Genomic DNA, 18605 nt, shown 5'->3' on the forward strand with positions numbered 1-18605 from the left:
TGGGTGCGACGTTTTTTCTTGCCGATGAAAATGACATCGCAATTCTTTCCCAGCATTAAGGTTAAGCCCTGTTAAGGGTTTGAACGAGAAACGGCGGCCTGTGATGTGGGTCGCCGTTTTTGGTTTGATCATTGTTTCGTCGTCGAGGGTCAGGATTGTGGCTTTTGGCCAGAGGTGAGTGTTTCATCCCCTTCAATCGTTGTTCCCGTCATTGAAACAGCCAACGGGGCGGCGGGTTTGCCTTTGATGTCCGTTTGGCCGGGATCGCTGTGCGGGTGATTGTGCAGGCGTAGCGGCGCGCGCCAGTCAATCGCACCGAACGAATGGCAGGATGGGCAAATAACCGACCATTTGCCGGTTTCGGCACCACAGGCGCCACAGCGCCAATCCGGGTCCGGGTTGGCATGGCTGGCCTTGACCAGCAATTCGCGGGCCTTGGCCGGGTCCTGTTTTTCGGCAAATTCCAGATCGGCGAGCAGGCGGTAATGACGAGCCTGTGCGTTTTTGGTAATTGCCTTTTCAAGGTTGCTGCGTGCCATGCCCCACAGCTGGGCATTAATGGCCGCTTCGGCCAGCAGCAACTGGCTTTCGGGGTGGTCGGTTTTACCGGCAATCAGTTTTTCAACGGCCTTGATTTTGCCAAGCGCATCACCATCAAGGCTTTGCAGATAAAGCTGGCCCAACGCCCCATTGGGACTGACTTGCCAGCTTTGGGTAACAATATCGCGCGCCTTGGCGGGCTGATTGACCTTGATGTAAAGTTCGGTCAGCAAAATGGCCGCACCACTGAAATCTGGATGGGCGTTTAAGGCTTTGCGCAACAGTTTGACGGCTTCGCTGTTTTCCCCGTCACGTACTGCATCTTCGGCCTTGGCGGTAATCAGCAGGGCGCGACGGCGCGATAGTTCGTCTTCCTTGAAAATCTCGGCCTTTTGCGCATCAACCAGCAGGGTTAAGGCCCGGTCCCAGCGTTTTGCGCCCAAAAGCAGGTCAAAATAAGTGACAAGAACCGACGGATTGCGCGGGCGTAAACGATGGGCGCGCTCGGCATAGTCAAGGGCTGCGGTGCGGTCATCGGCTTTAAGCGATAACTGCAACAGGCCGCGCAGGCCAAAGAAGGCTGAATCAGGTGATTTCAGCATTTCTTCAAACTGGTGATGAGCGGCTTTGTCGTTGCCTTCAAGTTCGGCGGCCTGTGCGGTGAGAAGCCGGGTGAGGGTATCGTCCTCAAGGTATTTATCAACCGCACGGGTGTGTTTGAGGGCCTGACGAACATCGCCCGATGCCAGTTCAAGCAGGCCCATTGTCAGCGCTTGCTGGCCCTTTTTACGGCGACGGCTGCCCAGCATCCGGCCGACCCAGCCAGGCGAACGTGAAATGACAAACCATATGCGCCACAGCACCACCAGCACCATGACCATGGCAAGGATGGCGAGCACCACCATACCGATGGAACCATCAAACCGGTAGCCTAGCCAGATGACCGTCATGGTGCCTGGATTATTGGCAAACCACACGGCACCGGTCACAAGGGCGGCTGTGATCAGTACAAATATAACCAGCCGGATCATTGGGCTGCCTCCGATCCGGTGGTGGGATTGCCGGCTTTATCTTCGGTGCCGGTCAAAAGGCCAATCGCGTGACTGCTCAGCACATCAATCGCCTGATTGATGGTTTGGCGCGCACGCGCCTGATCCAGCCAGGGTTTAAGGGCGGTTTGGGCATTATCGCCTTCTACACCTTCAAGGGCGGAAATGGCATTGGCCAGATTATCCTGTGCCAGGGCCTGTTCGGCACTTACCAGGCGGCCATCAAGTGTTTCCTGGCCGACCACATCAACACGGCGGATCGGGAACAGCTTTTTCAGGTTTGCCACCGTCGAGTCCCAAATGCCGCCCGAATTATCATCGCTGGCAGATTTGATTGCGTCTTCCGCAGCTTTGGAAAATGTTTGGCGCAACAATTCAATTTTCGGTGCGCCCGTACTTGCAAGCGGTTTTAGCTTTTCGATCTGTTCTTGCACGACAGGATCGTCCGAACCGCTACGGGTAAGCTGGTTTAAGGCAACCTCGAACGGTCCGCCACGCTGGGCGGCATCGCGCAGGATGGCAACAGCGATGCCGATTGCCTGCCCACGACCGGCAATGCGCAGCCCTTCTGTGGCTTTCAGTTCGTCTTCTACCGTTGCCATCCGGGCGGTAAGGTCACGCATCTCGCTGGCGACACCGGAAAGTTCGGATTGCACCCGGGCAACTTCGTCAATCGGGGCCGTACGGGTTTCAAGTTCACCCAGACGGCGGGCAACAGAATCGTTCAACTCGCCGCCGCGTTCCTGATCCAGGCGTTCGCGCAGGGCGCTGATTGTACCTTCCAGGTGTGAAAGACGGGCGGTCAGATCGCTTGCGACAACAACATTGCTGGCATTTGAATCACCTGCATTATCCGGGGCGTCCTGCGTTTCCGAGGCGTCCATATCGGCTGAGGGGGCTGCCTGTTGTGTATCCATTCCCATATTGCCCATGCCATCACCATTGCTGGCGGTGTTGGCCGGTTGCGAATTGGTGTCGGCATCATTTGCGGGTGTGGTCGCAGATGGGGTGGTTTCGGGTGCCGTATCGGTTGTTTTCGCACCGTTCTCAGTGGCTTGTGGCAGGGGTGTGTCAGGTGCTGGTTGTTGCGATATGTCAGCATTGTTTTCGGCATCGGGCGCCAGCGCTTCTATCGCGGTTTGCGGCAAAATGTCTGTCAGCGCTGGTTGGGCCTGTTGCCACCATAAGGCGCGGCTGGCCCATGCAAGTGCCAGAACGATACCAACAATGATAATCGCCCATACCACCACCATAATGGCCGGTTTTCCAGGTTTTCCCGGTTTACCTGAGGCAGCACCGGAAGCAGGGCGCGCGGGGCCTCCATTATTACCACCGGGCGTTTTGCCGCCTGCACCACCTGCCGAGGCGGTTCCGGTTCCTGTGGCCGTACCGGCGGGTTTTGATGTGGTGCCGTTTGCGGGTGCATTTGTGCCAGCGGTTTTGTTCGCACCGTTTGTGGATGCGGCAGACTTTGTGCTGTTTGCTGCATTGCCAGGTTGTGCTGTGCTGGTGGCAGACGCAGGCTTGGATGATGCGCCATCCTTGCCAGATGGGGCATTTTGCCCGGGTGTTTCGCCCGTATTGGCATTGCCTTTGCTGTCGATCGAAATTGTATCCTGGCCTTTGGCCGGCGTCGCAGAGGTGTCGGTTCTTGGCGTTTCTGGTTTTTTCACGGTCGGACCATTGCAGTTTGCGGTTGTTCCGATACGCCCATTGGCGCAGGACAGTCAGGCGATTGCGTTATCTAGTGCTGATAACAGGCTTTGTTGTGTCGGTTGTTCCGCGACCTTGATCTTGCGCCAGTCAAGGCATGCAAGCCGGTCTTTTACGGCGGGGCTTAGACAAATTGCGGTCATGTTGGCCATTGCCCCTTTTATATTGTGATGTTCAACCAGCTTAACAAAGGTTTCCGCAGTGCGGGGAGAGAAAAATAACACTGCATCAATGTTAGCGTGAACAAGGCCATCCATAATGGCAGGTGGAAAACTGTTTGTCGCGTGGGCTTCGTACAATGTTTCGCGGCGTACCAGATAACCCTTTGATGCCAGTAATGTTCCCAGGTCACCGGCGGTTTTTCGTGCTGCAGGATGATAAAGTATACCGGCGTCCGGTGACAATCGTTGCGAAATCAACCGGGCTAAATCATGGATATCGCCGCCGGCACTGGCAATATTTACAAACCCGGCGCTGCGTGCGGTGCTGGCGGTAGCATCACCCACGGTCAATACCGGCCAATCGCGCCTGTTACAATGGCAGGTAAAGGCGCGCACCCCGTTGGCCGAGGTGAAAACCAGCGCCTGAACGCCCTCAAGATCGAGGGTGTTGTTGCCATTGGTCAGCGGGGGGAATTCTATCGTCAACATTGGCGCGCTACAGACCTGATACCCACGTACAGCCAATTCTGCACGTAATTCGGTCGAGTCTGTTTCCGGTCGCGTGTTGAGGACAGTTTTCCCCATATTTTCTTCCGTGTTGTTTAAGTTCGGTCGTGCTTTGTTACGTGGTAGCAAACGGCATGTCAGGCCAGAATAAAGTCTGGCCCACCCCGTTCCTTAAGCTCATTTCCGGCATCGGTGCCGATTTTGTCGGCACCGGCAATATCCGGGTTTTCCAGAATCCGTTCCGCATTAAGCCATTCGCTGCCATCGGGGCGCACAATGGCGACGCGTAAACGCATGGTGCCGTTGGCGTCAAATTCTGCCAGGGCGGCGATGGGCGTTTTGCACGATCCGTCAAGCGCACGTAACGCGGCGCGTTCGGCTGTAATACGCAGGTCGGTTTTATGGCAATGCAGCGGGGCAAGCCAGTTTGCCACTTTTTCATCGCCCGTGCGAATTGCAAGTCCGATAGCCCCCTGCCCAACGGCGGGTAGCATGTCGTCTTCGGCGATAACATGGGTGGCAATTTCGGGATGGCCCAAACGGTTCAGCCCGGCCATTGCCAGCAAGGTGGCATCGGCTTCGCCGTCTTCAAGTTTGCGCAAACGGGTTTGCACATTGCCGCGAAATGTTTCGACTTTCAGGTGCGGGTATTTGTTTAACACCATTGCCTGACGGCGCAGCGATGCGGTGCCAACAACAGACCCGGCGGGCATATCGGCAAAGTTTTTGTATTTCACCGAAATAAAGGCATCGCGCACATCTTCACGCGGCATAATCACGGGCATGGCAATGCCATCTGGCAGGATGGTTGGAACATCCTTGATGCAATGAACGGCAATGTCGATCTCGCCCTTAAGCTGGGCTTCGTCGATTTCCTTGGTAAACAGGCCCTTGCCGCCAATTTCAGACAGGGCACGGTCGGTTACCCGGTCGGCAACCGTGGAAATAACAACGATTTCAATATCGTTTTCGCCCGCAAGGTCGGCATGGGCCTTTGCCAGCAGGTCGCGTACTTCATACGCCTGTGCCAAAGCAAGAGGGGAGCCACGGGTGCCGATGCGAAGTTTTACTGTATCTGTCGCTGTATTTGTCATGGTGCCGGTTTGTAATCCGAATTCAGTGTTTAAACAAGTTTTGCACGGTATCGTTGCGGTGCCGCTGGTGTCCATGATCATTATGTAGCCCTGACGATGCGGGCCTGCATAGGATCAATATCACGCAGGATAGATGAAATTTCCTAATCTGATCGTATTTGATTGCTGCGATATCCTGCAAGGGGTGGCAAGGCGTGTTACTTTGGGCTACATCATCGCCCACAGGCCCGCTTTGATCGGGCGCAAATCAGTGATAGCCGGATATCAAAATCCATGATTGTTCTTGGTATTGAAACCAGTTGTGATGAAACGGCCGCCGCCGTTGTAAATGACAAACGCGAAATTTTGTCCAATCGCGTTTTGACCCAGCTGGAAGACCATCGACCCTATGGCGGGGTTGTGCCCGAAATTGCTGCGCGCGCGCATCTGGAGCATATCGACCGTCTGGTGGCCGAGGCCATGGATGATGCTGGGCTGGAATTTGATGATCTTGATGCCATTGCCTGCACTGGTGGGCCGGGCCTGATTGGCGGGGTGATGGTTGGTACTATGACGGCAAAATCAATCGCCTTTGCCACGGGTAAGCCGTTTCTGGCGGTCAATCATCTTGAAGGGCACGCCTTAACCGTGCGTCTGACCGATGATGTGGCATTTCCTTATTTATTGTTGCTGGTTTCGGGCGGGCATTGTCAGGTTTTAATCGTTGAAGGCGTGGGGCAATATAAACGCATTGGCACCACCATTGATGATGCTGTCGGCGAAGCCTTTGATAAAACCGCGAAAATGATGGGCCTGGGCTATCCCGGTGGCCCCGCGCTGGAAAAGCTGGCAGCCACCGGCGATCCGTTGCGGTTTCGCCTGCCACGTCCGTTGCGCGGGCGACCCGGCTGTGATTTTTCGTTTTCCGGTTTGAAAACGGCGGTGCGGGTGCATCTGGACGGTTTCCCGGTAGAGCAACGCACGCCAGAAGTTAAGGCCGATCTGGCGGCATCGTTTCAACGTGCGGTGGGTGAAACCCTGATTGATCGCTGCAAAAACGCGATTTACCAGTTCATGAACGATTATCCGGCGGGCAATACACTGGTGCTGGCCGGTGGGGTTGCGGCGAATAAGTATTTGCGCACCCGCCTGACAGAATTGACCGACAAGGCAGGGATGAAGCTGGTTGCCCCGCCGCTAGAACTGTGTACCGACAATGCCGCCATGATCGCATGGGCGGGGCTGGAACGTTTTCGACTGGGGCAGGAGGATCCGCTGGATTTCAAGCCGCGCCCGCGCTGGCCACTGGACCCTGAGGCCCCCAAACGCCCCGGTGCCGGGGTGAAGGCCTGACCTTGATAACCGGGTATCGTTGCCCGGAATATGTATGAATATTTTACGTTAATGGAAATAACCGGCATGTCGGAAAAACGCATAGGAATTGTTGGTGGCGGGGCATGGGGCACCGCATTGGCGATACAGGCGGTGCGGGCCGGCGCGCAGGTGCATATGTTACTGCGCGACGGTGACCTTGCCGCGCGGATGAACGAAACCCGCGAAAATGACTTGTATTTGCCCGGCGTTAAGTTGCCAAACGGATTAACCGCAACCCGAAATCCCGACGACGTATTACAGGCCGATGCCGTTTTGCTGGTAACCCCGGCGCAGTTTTTGCGCGAGTCCCTCACCGCGATTGCCGATAAATGGCAAAGGGATGTCCCCGCCATTATTTGTGCCAAGGGCATTGAAAAACACACCGGTGCCTTGATGGAAAATATCGTGCGCGATGTTTTGGGGGATGTGCCGGTTGCGGTTTTGTCCGGCCCAACCTTTGCCCAGGAAGTTGCCGCAGGTTTGCCCGCCGCCCTGACATTGGCGTGCCGGGACCGCGAGATAGGCAAAAACCTTGTTGATATGATCGGCACGGCGGCATTCCGTCCCTATTACAGTTCGGATGTAACCGGGGTAGAAGTGGCCGGGGCAATTAAAAACGTGCTGGCAATTGCCAGCGGCGTTGTTGCCGGTATGAAGTTGGGCGACAATGCCCGTGCCGCCCTGATTACGCGGGGGCTGGCTGAAATGTCGCGCTTGGCAATTGCCATGGGCGGGCGGGCGGAAACCCTGATGGGGCTGGCCGGTTTGGGCGATTTGATGCTGACCTGTACCGGTACGCTGTCGCGCAACTACAGCTTTGGTGTGGCCCTTGGCGAAGGGCAGAAGGCCACCGATATTTTAGCTTCGCGTCGCAGTGTGACCGAAGGGGTGCATACCGCCGCCTCGGTTAGTGCGGTGGCCGAAAAATACGGTGTGGAAATGCCGATCTGTAACGCGGTGAACCAGGTTGCGAACCATGAAGCGGCACTCCGCGATACCATTGACGCATTGCTGACCCGCCCGTTTCGGGACGAGCAGGAAGCCCGTCTTTAACCCCGTTTTTATGTCTTTTACGGCCGATACCACACATATAGTTTTTGGTGGGCCAATTCTGACACCACTTTGAACTTACAGGCTGAAATTATTTTTCCACTTGCTGTATTGCCCGCATTAACACGGGCCAGCAAATAGGATGGGTCGTATTTGTGTATTGCATGTTTAAAGGCCGTTTTCAGAAATTCCCGCCCATAACCTTTTCCCCGGTATTCGGGGTTGGTCCAATAACCAATTTGATGCGATTTATAATAATATAACAGCACAAAAATGCAGGAATTGCCCGGGGTGGAAATGCAAAAACAATTTGCCTCAACCCCGTTTAACGGGAAATGACGGGTGAAATCGTTACATGAAATATCGTTCTGTTTCAGGCGGGAAATAACATTCTCTTGCGACAGACATGCGATATCTCTGATCTCAGTCATCATCTTCTGATATGCGTTCGTAATACGCGTCCCATTCTTCTTCCGTTGGGTAATTAGGCATGTCCCTTATTTCGTTCTTTATCATTTCTTCAATTTCGTCGACAGATATCTGATCAACAAGGAATTCGCGCAGGTTTTCTTGAGTAGCTTCCAGGGAAGAATCGGACATATCCGAGCATAGAACAATCTGAGGGATATCTTTGCTATTATCAGGCAGCCATCTGAAACTCATGTAATAGACAAAAGGATCGTAGGCGGTAAATCGCTCGTCTCCCTTTGCATCGGCGAGTAAGGGGGAGTTGTCGAAATTTTCAGTCAGGGTGATACGGGCCCCTCTATTAAGCGCTGGCACCCAGAAATCGAACATAACCGGATTATAGAACGGTTCAGGTCCGTTATCGCGTTCGTAATCCTGCAAAGTTTCGCATTTGGGGAACAGTTCCTCGCCCAGGGACTCTTTGACAAGCTGTTGCCAAAAATCTATCAGCAGCTGAAATGCCGCATTATTTTCCCTGAAGTCGGCAAAGGGAAACAGGGGGTGATTTTTGAAATCCTTAAGTCTCATTGTCTTATCGGTCGCTTTCCTGTGCAGAGCGTAAGCGCAGAATACACAATCAGGTGATCAGATGGCGCAAAATGACGGCGCGGGTGAGGTCAATCTTGAGCTGTGCGGATCATTCTGTCACTTTGGCGGTATCTTGTTTTTCAATCCTATCAAATGCAGGAAAAACCTATGCTGTTTTACATTCGTTGTGTTGATAAACCCGGCCATCTTCATGTGCGCAAAGCCAATCGTGATGCCCATCTGGCCTATGTGAAAGATGGCTATGCCGATAAAATCGTTGCCGCCGGGCCGACCCTTGACCCGGACCTTGAAGGGATGAACGGATCGGTTTTTATCATTGATCTGGAAGATATGACGGCTGCCGAAACCATGACGTCAAATGACCCCTATGCCAAAGCAGGCTTGTTTGAATCGGTGGTGATCCGGCCGTTTAAAAAGGTTTTCTGATCCATGGCGTACTGGCTGATCAAAACCGAACCGTCAAGCTGGTCATGGGATGATCAGGTGGCGAAGGATATTGAAGGCTGGGACGGGGTGCGCAATTATCAGGCGGCTAATAATTTACGGGCGATGAAAGTCGGTGATCAGGCGTTCTTTTATCATTCGGTAAAGGAAAAAAGCATTGTCGGCATTGTCGAGATCGTGCGTGAATCCTACCCGGACCCAAGCGATCCCAAAGGCAAGTTCGTGCAGGTGGATGTTAAAACCGTCAAACCGTTTGTTCGGCCGGTCACGCTTGATGCGATCAAGGCAGACCCACAATTTTCCGAACTGGCATTGTTAAAGCAGTCGCGCCTGTCGGTCCTGCAGGTTGACGATGCTTCCTGGAAAGCCATTTGCGAAATGGGCGGCGTGGCACCATGAGCCACATTGCCCCTGAAGGTACTGTTTTATGTGCGCTTGGCGACCTCGATGCCACAGGGGCCAAAGGCCTGTTTGTGGGCGAAGGGGCGGCACGGCAGAACATTTTTGTCGTGCGTGAGGGGGATGCGGTTTTTGGCTACGTCAATAGCTGCCCGCATATTGGTGTGCCGCTGGAATTTGAGCCCGACGAATTCATCAGCGAATTTGGCGGCGAGATTTTGTGTTCAACACATGGTGCCCGCTTTCGTATTGAAGACGGCTATTGTGTTTCCGGCCCCTGTAGCGGGGATGCGCTGGAGCCTGTTGCGGTTAAGGTTGTTGGCGGCAATGTGGTGATGGCATAAGGCAAAAAAGCCTGTGAATTCAGTAGTGAGAGCGGGGCGGCACCATATGGAGTCGCCCCGCTCTTGTAAGGTTGGTATCTCGTTTAGTCTGCACGAAAACCTGTCAGAACATCGATATGATGGGTGATGGCATCAAGCTCGGCTGGTTTGGACAGGCGGTGATCGCCCGATTTGATTAACTGAACTTCGACATCGGTGCTGGTCAGGGTTTCGGCGAGTTTGAGGGCAGTTTGCCAGGGAACGTCCGGGTCTTGCATGCCCTGGACCAGTCGTACCGGAATGTTCAGCTCGATGGGCTTGCGCAATAAAAGGTGATTGCGCCCTTCAACGATCAGTTCCCGGGTGATGGTGTAGGGATCGTCGCCATAATCGGTCGGTTCGATCAGCGCGCCTTTTTCCTCAAGGGTTTGTTTTTGGGCATCACTAAATTGTGCCCACATCAGGTCTTCGGTAAAATCGGGGGCGGCTGCAACGCCGATTAACCCTTTGATGCGCTCTGGTCTGGCAAGGGCGGCAAGCAGGCTGATCCAGCCGCCCATCGATGATCCAACAAGGATTTGCGGCCCTGTGGCAACATGGTCGAGAATGCTAACGGCGTCTCTGCTCCATTGGCCGATGGTGCCCTCGGCAAAACGGCCTGATGATTGTCCGTGACCGGAATAGTCAAAGCGGGTATAAGCCAGCCCGCGCCGTACACAATGTTCTTCAAAATGCGTTGCTTTGGTGCCTGTCATGTCGGACATGAAACCACCAAGGAACAGGATACCGGGCTTTTGTTCATTTGGTGTCGCTGTCTGCTTGCGGGGGATCGCGTGGTATGCGATTTTTGATCCGTCAGGCCGGTCGAGAAACATAAGTGTCGGCATGTCATAAGTCATCTGGGCCAAGAATCCTGGATGCTGAATGGTTAAGGTTGGATGAGCGCGTCACAAAACGAGACACACGCAGTCTATCGCCCCGGGCGGCAGACGCAAGGTTCGGACTTTCGTCCGGCGGTAATCCTTCAGGTTCTGCCCGAACTGGAAACAGGCGGTGTGGAACGTGGAACGGTTGATATTGCCAAGGCCATTGTCGATGGTGGCGGGGTGGCGTTGGTGGCATCCCAGGGCGGACGGCTGGAGCGTGAGCTTGAACGCATTGGCGCACGTCATATTACCTTGCCGCTTAAATCCAAAAATTTACTGACCATGCGCCAGAACGGGCGTTTGCTGGCTGATTTGATTGGTGCTGAAGGTGTGGATATTGTTCATGCCCGATCCCGCGCCCCGGCCTGGAGTGCGCGCTGGGCAGCGCGTCATATGCAGGTGCCGTTTGTGACCACCTTTCATGGTACCTATTCGGGGTATACCAACCCGTTTAAGCGATATTACAATTCGGTCATGACCATGGGCGACCAGGTGATTGCGGTGTCGGAATTTATCGCCAATCATATTCGCAAATATTACAAGATTGACGAAGAACGCCTCAATGTGGTGCCGCGCGGCACCAATGTGGACCTGTTTAATCCGGAAAATGTCAGTCAGGAACGGTTGATTGCGCTTTCAACCCAATGGCGGCTGAACGGGGATGACTATGTCATCATGTTACCGGGCCGGTTGACGCGCTGGAAAGGACAGGCCTTTTTGATCAAGGCTATTCCGGCAATGCTCGAAGAAATCGGCCATCGCAATGTGCGGTGTTTGCTGGTGGGGTCTGACCAGGGGCGCACGGCGTATCGCGAGGAATTGATCGAACTTAGCCGCAGTCTTGATGTGCAGGATATTGTTCATATCGTTGACCATTGCGCCGATATGCCAGCGGCCTATATGTTGGCCAATGTGGTTGTATGCCCGTCATTGGACCCCGAGGCCTTTGGCCGGGTGCCGACTGAAGGGCAGGCGATGGGACGACCGATTGTGGCAACGGCCCATGGTGGCGCAACCGAAACAGTTTTACCCGGTGAAACCGGCTGGCTGGTGGCAGCGGGTGAAGTGGCCCAGTTGTCCCATGCTTTGGCACAGGTTTTAAAACTAAGCCCTGAACGGCGCGAGGCAATTGCGCAAAAGGGGCGGCAACATGTGATTGAGAAATTTTCCCTGACCCAGATGGCGGAACAAACCCTGGCGGTTTACGACAAGGCCTTGCAGCGTATCGTCAGGAATAATGCGGCATGACAGACGACAAAATGGCGCCGGTTGGTGCGGAAATGGCAGTCGGTGGGGAAGAACCCGTTCGGCAGCAACGAATTCTGGTGATCAAATTAAGTGCATTGGGCGATGTGGTGATGGCAACAGGGCCATTTGCCGCGATAAGGCAGGCACATCCTGATGCCCATATTACGCTTTTAACCACCAAACTTTATGTGGATCTGGCCAAGTCGACTGGTTGTTTTGATGCAATTGCCGTTGACCGGCGACCAAAACTGACACGCATTGGCGATGTTCTGGCGTTGCGCCGTTTTTTGCGCAGCGGTGAATTTGACCGCGTATATGATTTGCAAACATCGGACCGGACCACGTTTTATTATCGGTTGTTCTGGCCGGGCAAGGTGCCGGAATGGTCGGGGATTGCCTGGGGGTGTTCGCATCCTCATAAAAACCCCGAACGGCATAAAATGCATACGATTGACCGCCACATTGACCAGCTTGCCGATGTTGGCATTACCAATGTGCCATTGCCCCATATCCGGGCGCCCAAGGTTGAGCCGGATCGCTATGGCATTAAAACGCCCTATGTTCTGATTTGCCCGGGCGGGTCGCCTCATCGACCGGAAAAGCGCTGGCCTGCCGAACGTTTTGGCTTGCTGGCAAAAATGTTGGCCGATTATCGGTTAACACCGGTGCTGATTGGTACCGATAGTGAATCCGAAGTTTTGGACCGGATCAGCAATATGTGCCCGCGAGCGCGCAATTTGATGGGACGCACCGATTTTCTGGAAATCGCCAGTCTGGCCCAGCAGGCGGTGCTGGCAATTGGCAATGACACGGGGCCAATGCATTTGGCCGCGGCGGCAGGCGCGCCAGCAATTGTTCTGTTTTCTGATGCTTCGAACCCGGAAATGTGTGCGCCGCGTGGACATGCAAAAGATGCGGTCAGCATTATTCAGCAGCCTGATTTGCGTAATTTGCCAATTACCCGCGTGTTTGATGTGATTCGCCAGCGCCTTAATCTGGAAGACTGAACCGCAAAACAGCAAAGCCATGCAAGTGCCGGGCCAGTGAACTGTTACCTAACTGTCTTATGTTGTGAAATCATTGCTTTCTGATATGAGGCGGATATGCTAAATCAACTTGCTACTGATGCTTTTGCGGGCATCGGGCATGTTTTGTTGTTTGCCTTTGTTTTTTGACTGTCATAGGAGATTCTCCATAGCACGACCACGCAAACCGATGCAGCCGACCAAAGACGGTCCGCGCGTCAATCAGGATATCAAAGCCCGTTCCATCTGTGTTGTTGACGCAGAAGGCAATTTGTCACAGCCGATTAGTGTTCGTGAAGGCATTGACATGGCGATGGAGGCAGGACTCGATCTCGTCGAAGTCGCCCCGACTGCCGAGCCGCCGGTTTGCAAGCTGATCGACTTTGGCAAATTCAAATATGAATTAAGCAAGAAACAGAACGAAGCCAAAAAGAAGCAGAAGGTTATCGAGGTCAAGGAAATCAAACTGCGACCGAATATCGATATCCATGACTATAATGTCAAACTGCGTGCGGCTCAGAAGTTTCTTGGTGGCGGCGACAAGGTGAAAGTCACCCTGCGTTTTCGCGGGCGTGAAATGGCGCACCAGGATCTTGGTCTTGGCATGTTGCAACGTTTTTCCGGGGATTTGGAAGATCTGGCCAAACCGGAAATGATGCCAAAAATGGAAGGCCGGATAATGATTATGGTGCTGGCGCCGCGTTAACACGTGGCGACAAGCCAAACCGGAAGGAGACGCCGATGGGAGCAAGTCAGGGACCCCTTGTTGTCGGTGTTGATGACGACGGGAAAAGCCTTGTTCTGCTTAAACGGATCGTCGAAAGTGGCGGTTACCGTTTCATCGGCGTGTCTTCCGGGCACGAACTTTTATCGGTTTTAAAAACCGAGCGGCCACGTGTGATCCTGATGGATGTGATGTTGCCGCAAATGAACGGCTTTGAAGCCAGCTTGCGGGTCCGTACCGGGTTTCCGCAAATTTCGGCCGCCATTATTTATGTCACCGCACGCCAAAGCGAAGAAGATTTGCGTGGTGGTATTGCGGCGGGGGGCAATGATTTTGTTCTTAAGCCGGTTAACCGCGAGAAGCTGCTAAGCCGAATCGAAAAATGGTTGGGCAAAGCGCATCTGATCAAGACGGCTGTTTAACTGTTTTTGACCGTTTTTCCATGGTCTCGTCTGTTTGAGACTGTTTTTTCCTTTGTGATATTCCGGTTATTGGCACGCGATGCTGTTATGCAAAAGCATAACGGGTGTGTGTAGCGTTAATTGCGGGTATGTTTGGCGCTGGTTTGTGCCGCTTTCGTCGCGGAAATCTGCCAAAATTGGCGAAATGAACGGTAAATGCAGCATTGATGGCCGTTTGCCGGGCTTTGTGGAAAAGTTCCTTGAAAAAGCATGGGGTGGAGTCTATAACCACCCGTCCCCGAACCAGGTGGTGAGGCTGGAGATAATTGCGATTATCTCAGGGCATGCCCAGCCGCCGAAGGGGATTTTTGTCAAATTGCTTTTTGCAAGGATAGAAAAATGCCCAAGATGAAGACCAAAGCGAGCGTCAAAAAACGCTTTAGCCTGACTGCCAAGGGTAAGGTTCGTCACAATGTCGCTAACAAGCGTCACCTGTTGACGGCAAAGTCGACCAAGATGAAACGTCATGCACGTGGCACAGAAATTCTCTGTGATGCGGATGCACGTATCGTCAAAAAATTCCTTCCCTACGGCTAAGGCAAGAGAGAGTATAAATGGCTCGTGTTAAAGGGGGCGTGTCTTCACACGCCCGTCACCGCAAGGTTATCAAGGCTGCCAAGGGTTACCGCGGTCGCCGTAAAAATGCTTATCGTACTGCCGTCCAGGCTGTCGAAAAAGGTTTGCAATATGCATACCGCGATCGTCGCACTAAAAAGCGCCAGTTCCGCAGCTTGTGGATCCAGCGTATTAATGCCGGTGCTCGTGAAAACGGCCTGACCTATTCGCAGTTCATGAATGGCCTGAAAAAAGCTGGTGTCGAGCTGGACCGTAAAGTCCTGGCTGATATCGCTGTGCGCGAACCCGAAGCCTTTAAGGCTTTGGTGACCCAGGCCCAGGCTGCGCTCGGCTGATAAACCTTTTTTTAAAAGGTTTTTACGGCATTTGCCTGATTTATTTCGGGGGCGGCCATTTTTGGCCGTCCCCGTTTTGTATTTAAGTCCCTTTATCCTGTTCACCCCAGCCAAAGCGTCGGAAGTTATGGAAAACATCGAAGCGTTGCGCGAAGAGGTTCTGGCAGAAGTTGAGAAGGCCGCCGATCTGGCAGCCCTTGAAGACATCCGCATCAGTGCTCTTGGCAAAAAAGGCCGTATTACCGGCCTTATGAAAAACCTTGGCAAGATGGACCCGGACCAGCGTCGCGAATTTGGTCAGGCCCTGAATGCTGTTAAAGACCAGGTTGCAAGTGCGCTTGATATGCGTAAGGGTGACCTTGAAAACGCTGCCCTTGAGGCACGCTTGACCGGTGAACGTATTGACGTGACATTGCCGTCACGCCCGAGCGAAACCGCAGGCCGCATTCACCCGATCAGCCAGACAATTGACGAAATTGTGTCGATCTTTGGTGAAATGGGGTTTGCCCTGGCCGAAGGCCCGGATATCGAGGACGATTTTCATAACTTTACCGCCCTGAATATTCCGCCCGAACATCCGGCGCGTGAAATGCAGGATACGTTTTATCTGCCCGAAGGTGAAGATGGATCGCGGCTGGTGCTGCGCACCCATACATCCCCGGTGCAGATCAGAACGATGCAGTCCAAAACGCCGCCGATCCGCATTATTGCACCGGGCCGGACCTATCGTTCCGATAGCGATATGACCCATACGCCGATGTTCCATCAGGTTGAAGGCCTTGTCATCGACAAGAAAACCCATATGGGCCACCTAAAGGGGTGTTTGCTGGAATTTGTGAAAACCTATTTCGAGCTTGATGACGTGCCGGTACGCTATCGTCCCAGCTTTTTCCCCTTCACTGAGCCCAGTGCCGAAATGGACATTGGCTGTTCGCGCAAGGGCGGCGAGCTTAAAATCGGTGCTGGCGACGACTGGCTGGAAATTCTGGGGTGCGGCATGGTGCATCCGCGCGTTTTGGCGGCTTGTGGCCTTGACCCCGAAGAATATCAGGGCTTTGCCTTTGGCATGGGCATTGAACGTATCGCCATGCTGAAATACGGCATTCCCGACCTGAGAACCTTTTTCGATACCGATCTGCGTTGGCTGAAACATTATGGTTTCGTGCCGCTGGATGTGCCGAATATGGTTAGAGGCTAAGATTATGAAATTCACATTAAGCTGGTTAAAGCAGCATCTTGAAACCGACGCGCCGGTGGAACAGATTACCGACAAACTGACGGCTATTGGCCTTGAGATTGAAAGTTTTGTTGATCGTTCTGCTGCCCTTGCCGACATTCGCGTGGCTTATATTGAAGAAGCTGGCCAGCACCCTGATGCTGACCGTTTAAAGCTGTGCAAGGTTAATACCGGAAGCGGAATGATTCAGGTGGTATGCGGCGCGCCCAATGCCAGAACCGGCATCAAGGTGGCGTTGGCACAGCCCGGTGCGATTATTCCGATTGATGGATCAAAACTAAAGCCGGGTAAAATCCGCGGGGTCGAAAGCCAGGGCATGATGTGTTCAACCCGGGAATTATGCCTGGGTGAAGACCATGATGGCATTATTGAATTGCCGGATGATGCCGAAATTGGCGCGCCGGTGGCAGGTGTTCTTGGGGCGGATGACCCCATCATAGAAATTAACCTGACGCCAAACCGCCCCGATTGTACCGCTGTTCGTGGCATTGCCCGTGACCTTGCCGCTGCCGGATTGGGAACGCTTAAGGATGATCCTTATCAGGTGCCGGTCGATGGCAGCTTTGACAGCCCGGTAACTGTCACCATTGCCGACGATGTGGCCGCCAACGCAGCTGCCCCGGCATTTTATGGTCGCTATATTCGCGGTGTTAAAAATGGCGAAAGCCCGGCCTGGTTAAAAGCCCGTCTTGAAGCCATTGGTTTGCGCCCGATTTCAATTCTGGTGGATATCACCAACCTTGCGACCTTTGACCTTGGCCGCCCGCTGCATGTGTTCGATGCCGATAAGCTGAGCGGTAATATCGATGTGCGTTATGCCCGTGAGGGTGAAAAGCTTCAGGCACTGAACGACAAGGAATACAGCCTGACCAGCGACATGGTTGTTATTGCTGACCAGGCTGCTGCACAAAGTATCGGCGGCATTATGGGCGGTGAATTGACCGGTTGCCAGAACGACACGGTTAATGTGTTTGTTGAATGCGCCTTGTTTGATCCGATCGTAACGGCAAAAACCGGCCGCAAGCTGCAAATCAATTCTGATGCTCGCTATCGGTTTGAGCGCGGCGTGGATCCGCAGTCGGTTGTTTGGGGAATCGAGGTGGCAACCCGTCTGATTACCGAACTGTGCGGCGGCGAGGTTTCACATGTTGTAACTGCTGGAACCGTACCGGCACCCAAAAACAGCTTTGATTTGCGCATTGCCCGCATTGCAGAACTGGGCGGTGTGAGCGTTTCGCAGGACCGTGCTGCCGAAATTCTGACATCCCTTGGTTTTGCTGTGACTGCTGGTGACGGTGTGTTAACCACCATTGCGCCAACATGGCGGCCCGATGTGGTTGGCGAAGCCGACCTGGTCGAGGAAGTTTTGCGTATTGTCGGTTACGATCAGATCCCGACTGTGGAACTGGAACGTGAAACCAGCCTGCCGGTCCCGGCCCTAAGCCCGATGCAAAAACGCGTTGGTTTGTCGCGCCGGGTGCTGGCTTCGCGCGGGATGTATGAAACCGTGACCTGGGCCTTTGCCGATTCGCGGTTGGTCAGGGAATTTACCGATCTGAAAAAAGGTCTGTTTTTGGCCAATCCGATCAGTTCTGATCTGGATGTGATGCGGCCCAATGTGCTGATCAATCTGATTTCGGCGACGGGGCGTAACCAGAACCGTGGTTTTGCCGATTTGGCCCTGTTTGAAGTGGGGCCGGAATTTTTCGGTGATCAGCCGGGTGATCAGCGCCTTGTTGCGGCAGGTCTTCGTGCCGGGGCAACCACCGATCGCAGTTGGACCGGTTCGCGCCGTGATGTTGATGTGTTTGACGTCAAGGCCGATGCCGAAGCCCTGATTGATGCGCTGGGTGTGCCGGCGGGCAATATTCAGGTGAATGCCGAAGGTGCGCCGTCATGGTATCACCCGGGCCGTTCAGCTGCCCTGCAATTGGGTCCGAAAAACGTTCTTGGCTATTTCGGCGAATTGCATCCGCGTATCCTCAAGGCGCTGGATGTCAAAGGCCGTTTGGTAGCGTTTGAACTGTTTGTTGAAAACCTGCCGATGCCCAAAAAGAAAGGCACCAACCGTCCGCCGCTAAATGCGTCGGCATTCCAGTCGGTTGAACGTGATTTTGCCTTTTTGCTTGATGCAACGGTTAGTGCCGAGCAGGTGGCCAAGGCTGCGCGCAGTGCGGATAAGGGCCTGATCAGCGATGTGACGATTTTCGATCTTTATGCCGGTAAAGGCATCGAAGATGGCAAAAAGTCACTGGCATTTTCCATTACCCTGCAGCCGACCAAACAAACCCTGACTGATGAAGAAATCGACGGGGTTTGCAAAAAGGTAATTGCAGCTGTTGAAAAGGCAACTGGCGGCGCATTGCGCGGCTGATAGGTGTTGTGTTGAGACTGAATAAAAGCGGGCCACCAAATGGTGGTCC

20 protein-coding genes are annotated in these 18605 nt (G+C 53.8%); 13 read left to right on the forward strand and 7 right to left on the reverse strand.

Going from position 1 to position 18605, the window contains the following annotated elements:
- Positions 1-149: 149 nt before the first annotated feature.
- The 4 genes from J4E05_RS11335 to hemC are packed head-to-tail and all read right to left on the reverse strand — an operon-like array spanning position 150 to position 5064.
- Entirely contained in the window at positions 150-1571 is a 1422-nt protein-coding gene (locus J4E05_RS11335; RefSeq protein WP_349595537.1) for a heme biosynthesis protein HemY, read from the reverse strand.
- Positions 1568-3262, reverse strand: coding sequence for a mitofilin family membrane protein (locus tag J4E05_RS11340; RefSeq protein WP_349595540.1), 1695 nt, complete (start codon positions 3260-3262; stop codon positions 1568-1570). Before J4E05_RS11340 ends, J4E05_RS11335 begins: the two co-directional genes overlap by 4 nt.
- Before the next feature lie 54 nt (positions 3263-3316).
- Positions 3317-4048, reverse strand: coding sequence for a uroporphyrinogen-III synthase (locus J4E05_RS11345; protein WP_349595543.1), 732 nt, complete (start codon positions 4046-4048; stop codon positions 3317-3319).
- Between the two features lie 59 nt (positions 4049-4107).
- Positions 4108-5064 carry a hydroxymethylbilane synthase gene (hemC, locus tag J4E05_RS11350; protein WP_349595545.1) on the reverse strand — a complete coding sequence of 319 codons (957 nt, stop codon included), beginning with the start codon at positions 5062-5064 and terminating at the stop codon, positions 4108-4110.
- Positions 5065-5337: 273 nt separating this feature from the next.
- On the opposite strand from hemC, the gene tsaD reads away from it, so the two are divergent.
- A complete protein-coding gene (gene tsaD / locus J4E05_RS11355; RefSeq protein WP_349595547.1) occupies positions 5338-6396 on the forward strand; it encodes a tRNA (adenosine(37)-N6)-threonylcarbamoyltransferase complex transferase subunit TsaD in 1059 nt (352 codons plus the stop codon).
- Positions 6397-6462: 66 nt separating this feature from the next.
- Entirely contained in the window at positions 6463-7470 is a 1008-nt protein-coding gene (locus J4E05_RS11360) for an NAD(P)H-dependent glycerol-3-phosphate dehydrogenase (RefSeq protein ID WP_349595549.1), read from the forward strand.
- 17 nt (positions 7471-7487) lie between these two features.
- On the opposite strand, the gene J4E05_RS24085 is transcribed toward J4E05_RS11360, so the two are convergent.
- Both J4E05_RS24085 and J4E05_RS11365 read right to left on the reverse strand, forming a co-directional pair.
- Positions 7488-7901: a GNAT family N-acetyltransferase gene (locus J4E05_RS24085; protein ID WP_503012335.1), complete on the reverse strand. Its 414-nt coding sequence runs from the start codon at positions 7899-7901 to the stop codon at positions 7488-7490.
- Complete coding sequence (locus J4E05_RS11365) at positions 7891-8463, reverse strand: hypothetical protein (protein ID WP_349595552.1); 573 nt, start codon at positions 8461-8463, stop codon at positions 7891-7893. The genes J4E05_RS24085 and J4E05_RS11365 overlap by 11 nt, the downstream gene beginning before the upstream one ends.
- A 168-nt stretch (positions 8464-8631) precedes the next feature.
- Between J4E05_RS11365 and J4E05_RS11370 the strand changes: the two genes are divergently transcribed.
- From J4E05_RS11370 to J4E05_RS11380, 3 genes are read left to right on the forward strand one after another with little or no spacing between them, the layout of a single operon-like run.
- Entirely contained in the window at positions 8632-8910 is a 279-nt protein-coding gene (locus J4E05_RS11370; protein WP_349595555.1) for a YciI family protein, read from the forward strand.
- Between the two features lie 3 nt (positions 8911-8913).
- On the forward strand, positions 8914-9327 hold the full coding sequence (locus J4E05_RS11375; RefSeq protein ID WP_349595558.1) for an EVE domain-containing protein: 414 nt from the start codon (positions 8914-8916) through the stop codon (positions 9325-9327).
- Positions 9324-9671 (forward strand): Rieske (2Fe-2S) protein, encoded by a 348-nt coding sequence (locus J4E05_RS11380; RefSeq protein WP_349595561.1) that lies wholly within the window; start codon positions 9324-9326, stop codon positions 9669-9671. Before J4E05_RS11375 ends, J4E05_RS11380 begins: the two co-directional genes overlap by 4 nt.
- A gap of 83 nt (positions 9672-9754) precedes the next feature.
- Here the strand turns inward: J4E05_RS11380 and J4E05_RS11385 are convergent, their stop codons facing one another.
- Positions 9755-10549, reverse strand: coding sequence for an alpha/beta hydrolase (locus J4E05_RS11385; RefSeq protein WP_349595564.1), 795 nt, complete (start codon positions 10547-10549; stop codon positions 9755-9757).
- A 39-nt stretch (positions 10550-10588) separates the two neighbouring features.
- On the opposite strand from J4E05_RS11385, the gene J4E05_RS11390 reads away from it, so the two are divergent.
- The 8 genes from J4E05_RS11390 to pheT all read left to right on the forward strand — a co-directional run bounded on the left by J4E05_RS11390 (position 10589) and on the right by pheT (position 18556).
- Positions 10589-11824 carry a glycosyltransferase family 4 protein gene (locus J4E05_RS11390; protein ID WP_085589999.1) on the forward strand — a complete coding sequence of 412 codons (1236 nt, stop codon included), beginning with the start codon at positions 10589-10591 and terminating at the stop codon, positions 11822-11824.
- Positions 11821-12831 (forward strand): glycosyltransferase family 9 protein, encoded by a 1011-nt coding sequence (locus tag J4E05_RS11395; protein ID WP_349595567.1) that lies wholly within the window; start codon positions 11821-11823, stop codon positions 12829-12831. The genes J4E05_RS11390 and J4E05_RS11395 overlap by 4 nt, the downstream gene beginning before the upstream one ends.
- Positions 12832-13039: 208 nt before the next feature.
- Positions 13040-13555, forward strand: coding sequence for a translation initiation factor IF-3 (infC, locus tag J4E05_RS11400; RefSeq protein ID WP_085589995.1), 516 nt, complete (start codon positions 13040-13042; stop codon positions 13553-13555).
- 35 nt (positions 13556-13590) lie between these two features.
- A complete protein-coding gene (locus J4E05_RS11405; protein WP_085589993.1) occupies positions 13591-13995 on the forward strand; it encodes a response regulator in 405 nt (134 codons plus the stop codon).
- A gap of 378 nt (positions 13996-14373) precedes the next feature.
- Complete coding sequence (rpmI, locus tag J4E05_RS11410) at positions 14374-14571, forward strand: 50S ribosomal protein L35 (RefSeq protein WP_085578950.1); 198 nt, start codon at positions 14374-14376, stop codon at positions 14569-14571.
- A 17-nt stretch (positions 14572-14588) separates the two neighbouring features.
- The gene (rplT, locus tag J4E05_RS11415; protein ID WP_085589989.1) at positions 14589-14945 is read left to right on the forward strand and encodes a 50S ribosomal protein L20; all 357 of its coding nucleotides are present in this window, start codon (positions 14589-14591) and stop codon (positions 14943-14945) included.
- A gap of 127 nt (positions 14946-15072) precedes the next feature.
- A complete protein-coding gene (gene pheS / locus J4E05_RS11420; protein ID WP_349595573.1) occupies positions 15073-16143 on the forward strand; it encodes a phenylalanine--tRNA ligase subunit alpha in 1071 nt (356 codons plus the stop codon).
- A gap of 4 nt (positions 16144-16147) precedes the next feature.
- Positions 16148-18556 (forward strand): phenylalanine--tRNA ligase subunit beta, encoded by a 2409-nt coding sequence (pheT, locus tag J4E05_RS11425; protein ID WP_349595576.1) that lies wholly within the window; start codon positions 16148-16150, stop codon positions 18554-18556.
- Positions 18557-18605: the final 49 nt, after the last annotated feature.

This window comes from Thalassospira sp. NFXS8 (assembly GCF_040148805.1).
GTDB lineage: Bacteria > Pseudomonadota > Alphaproteobacteria > Rhodospirillales > Thalassospiraceae > Thalassospira.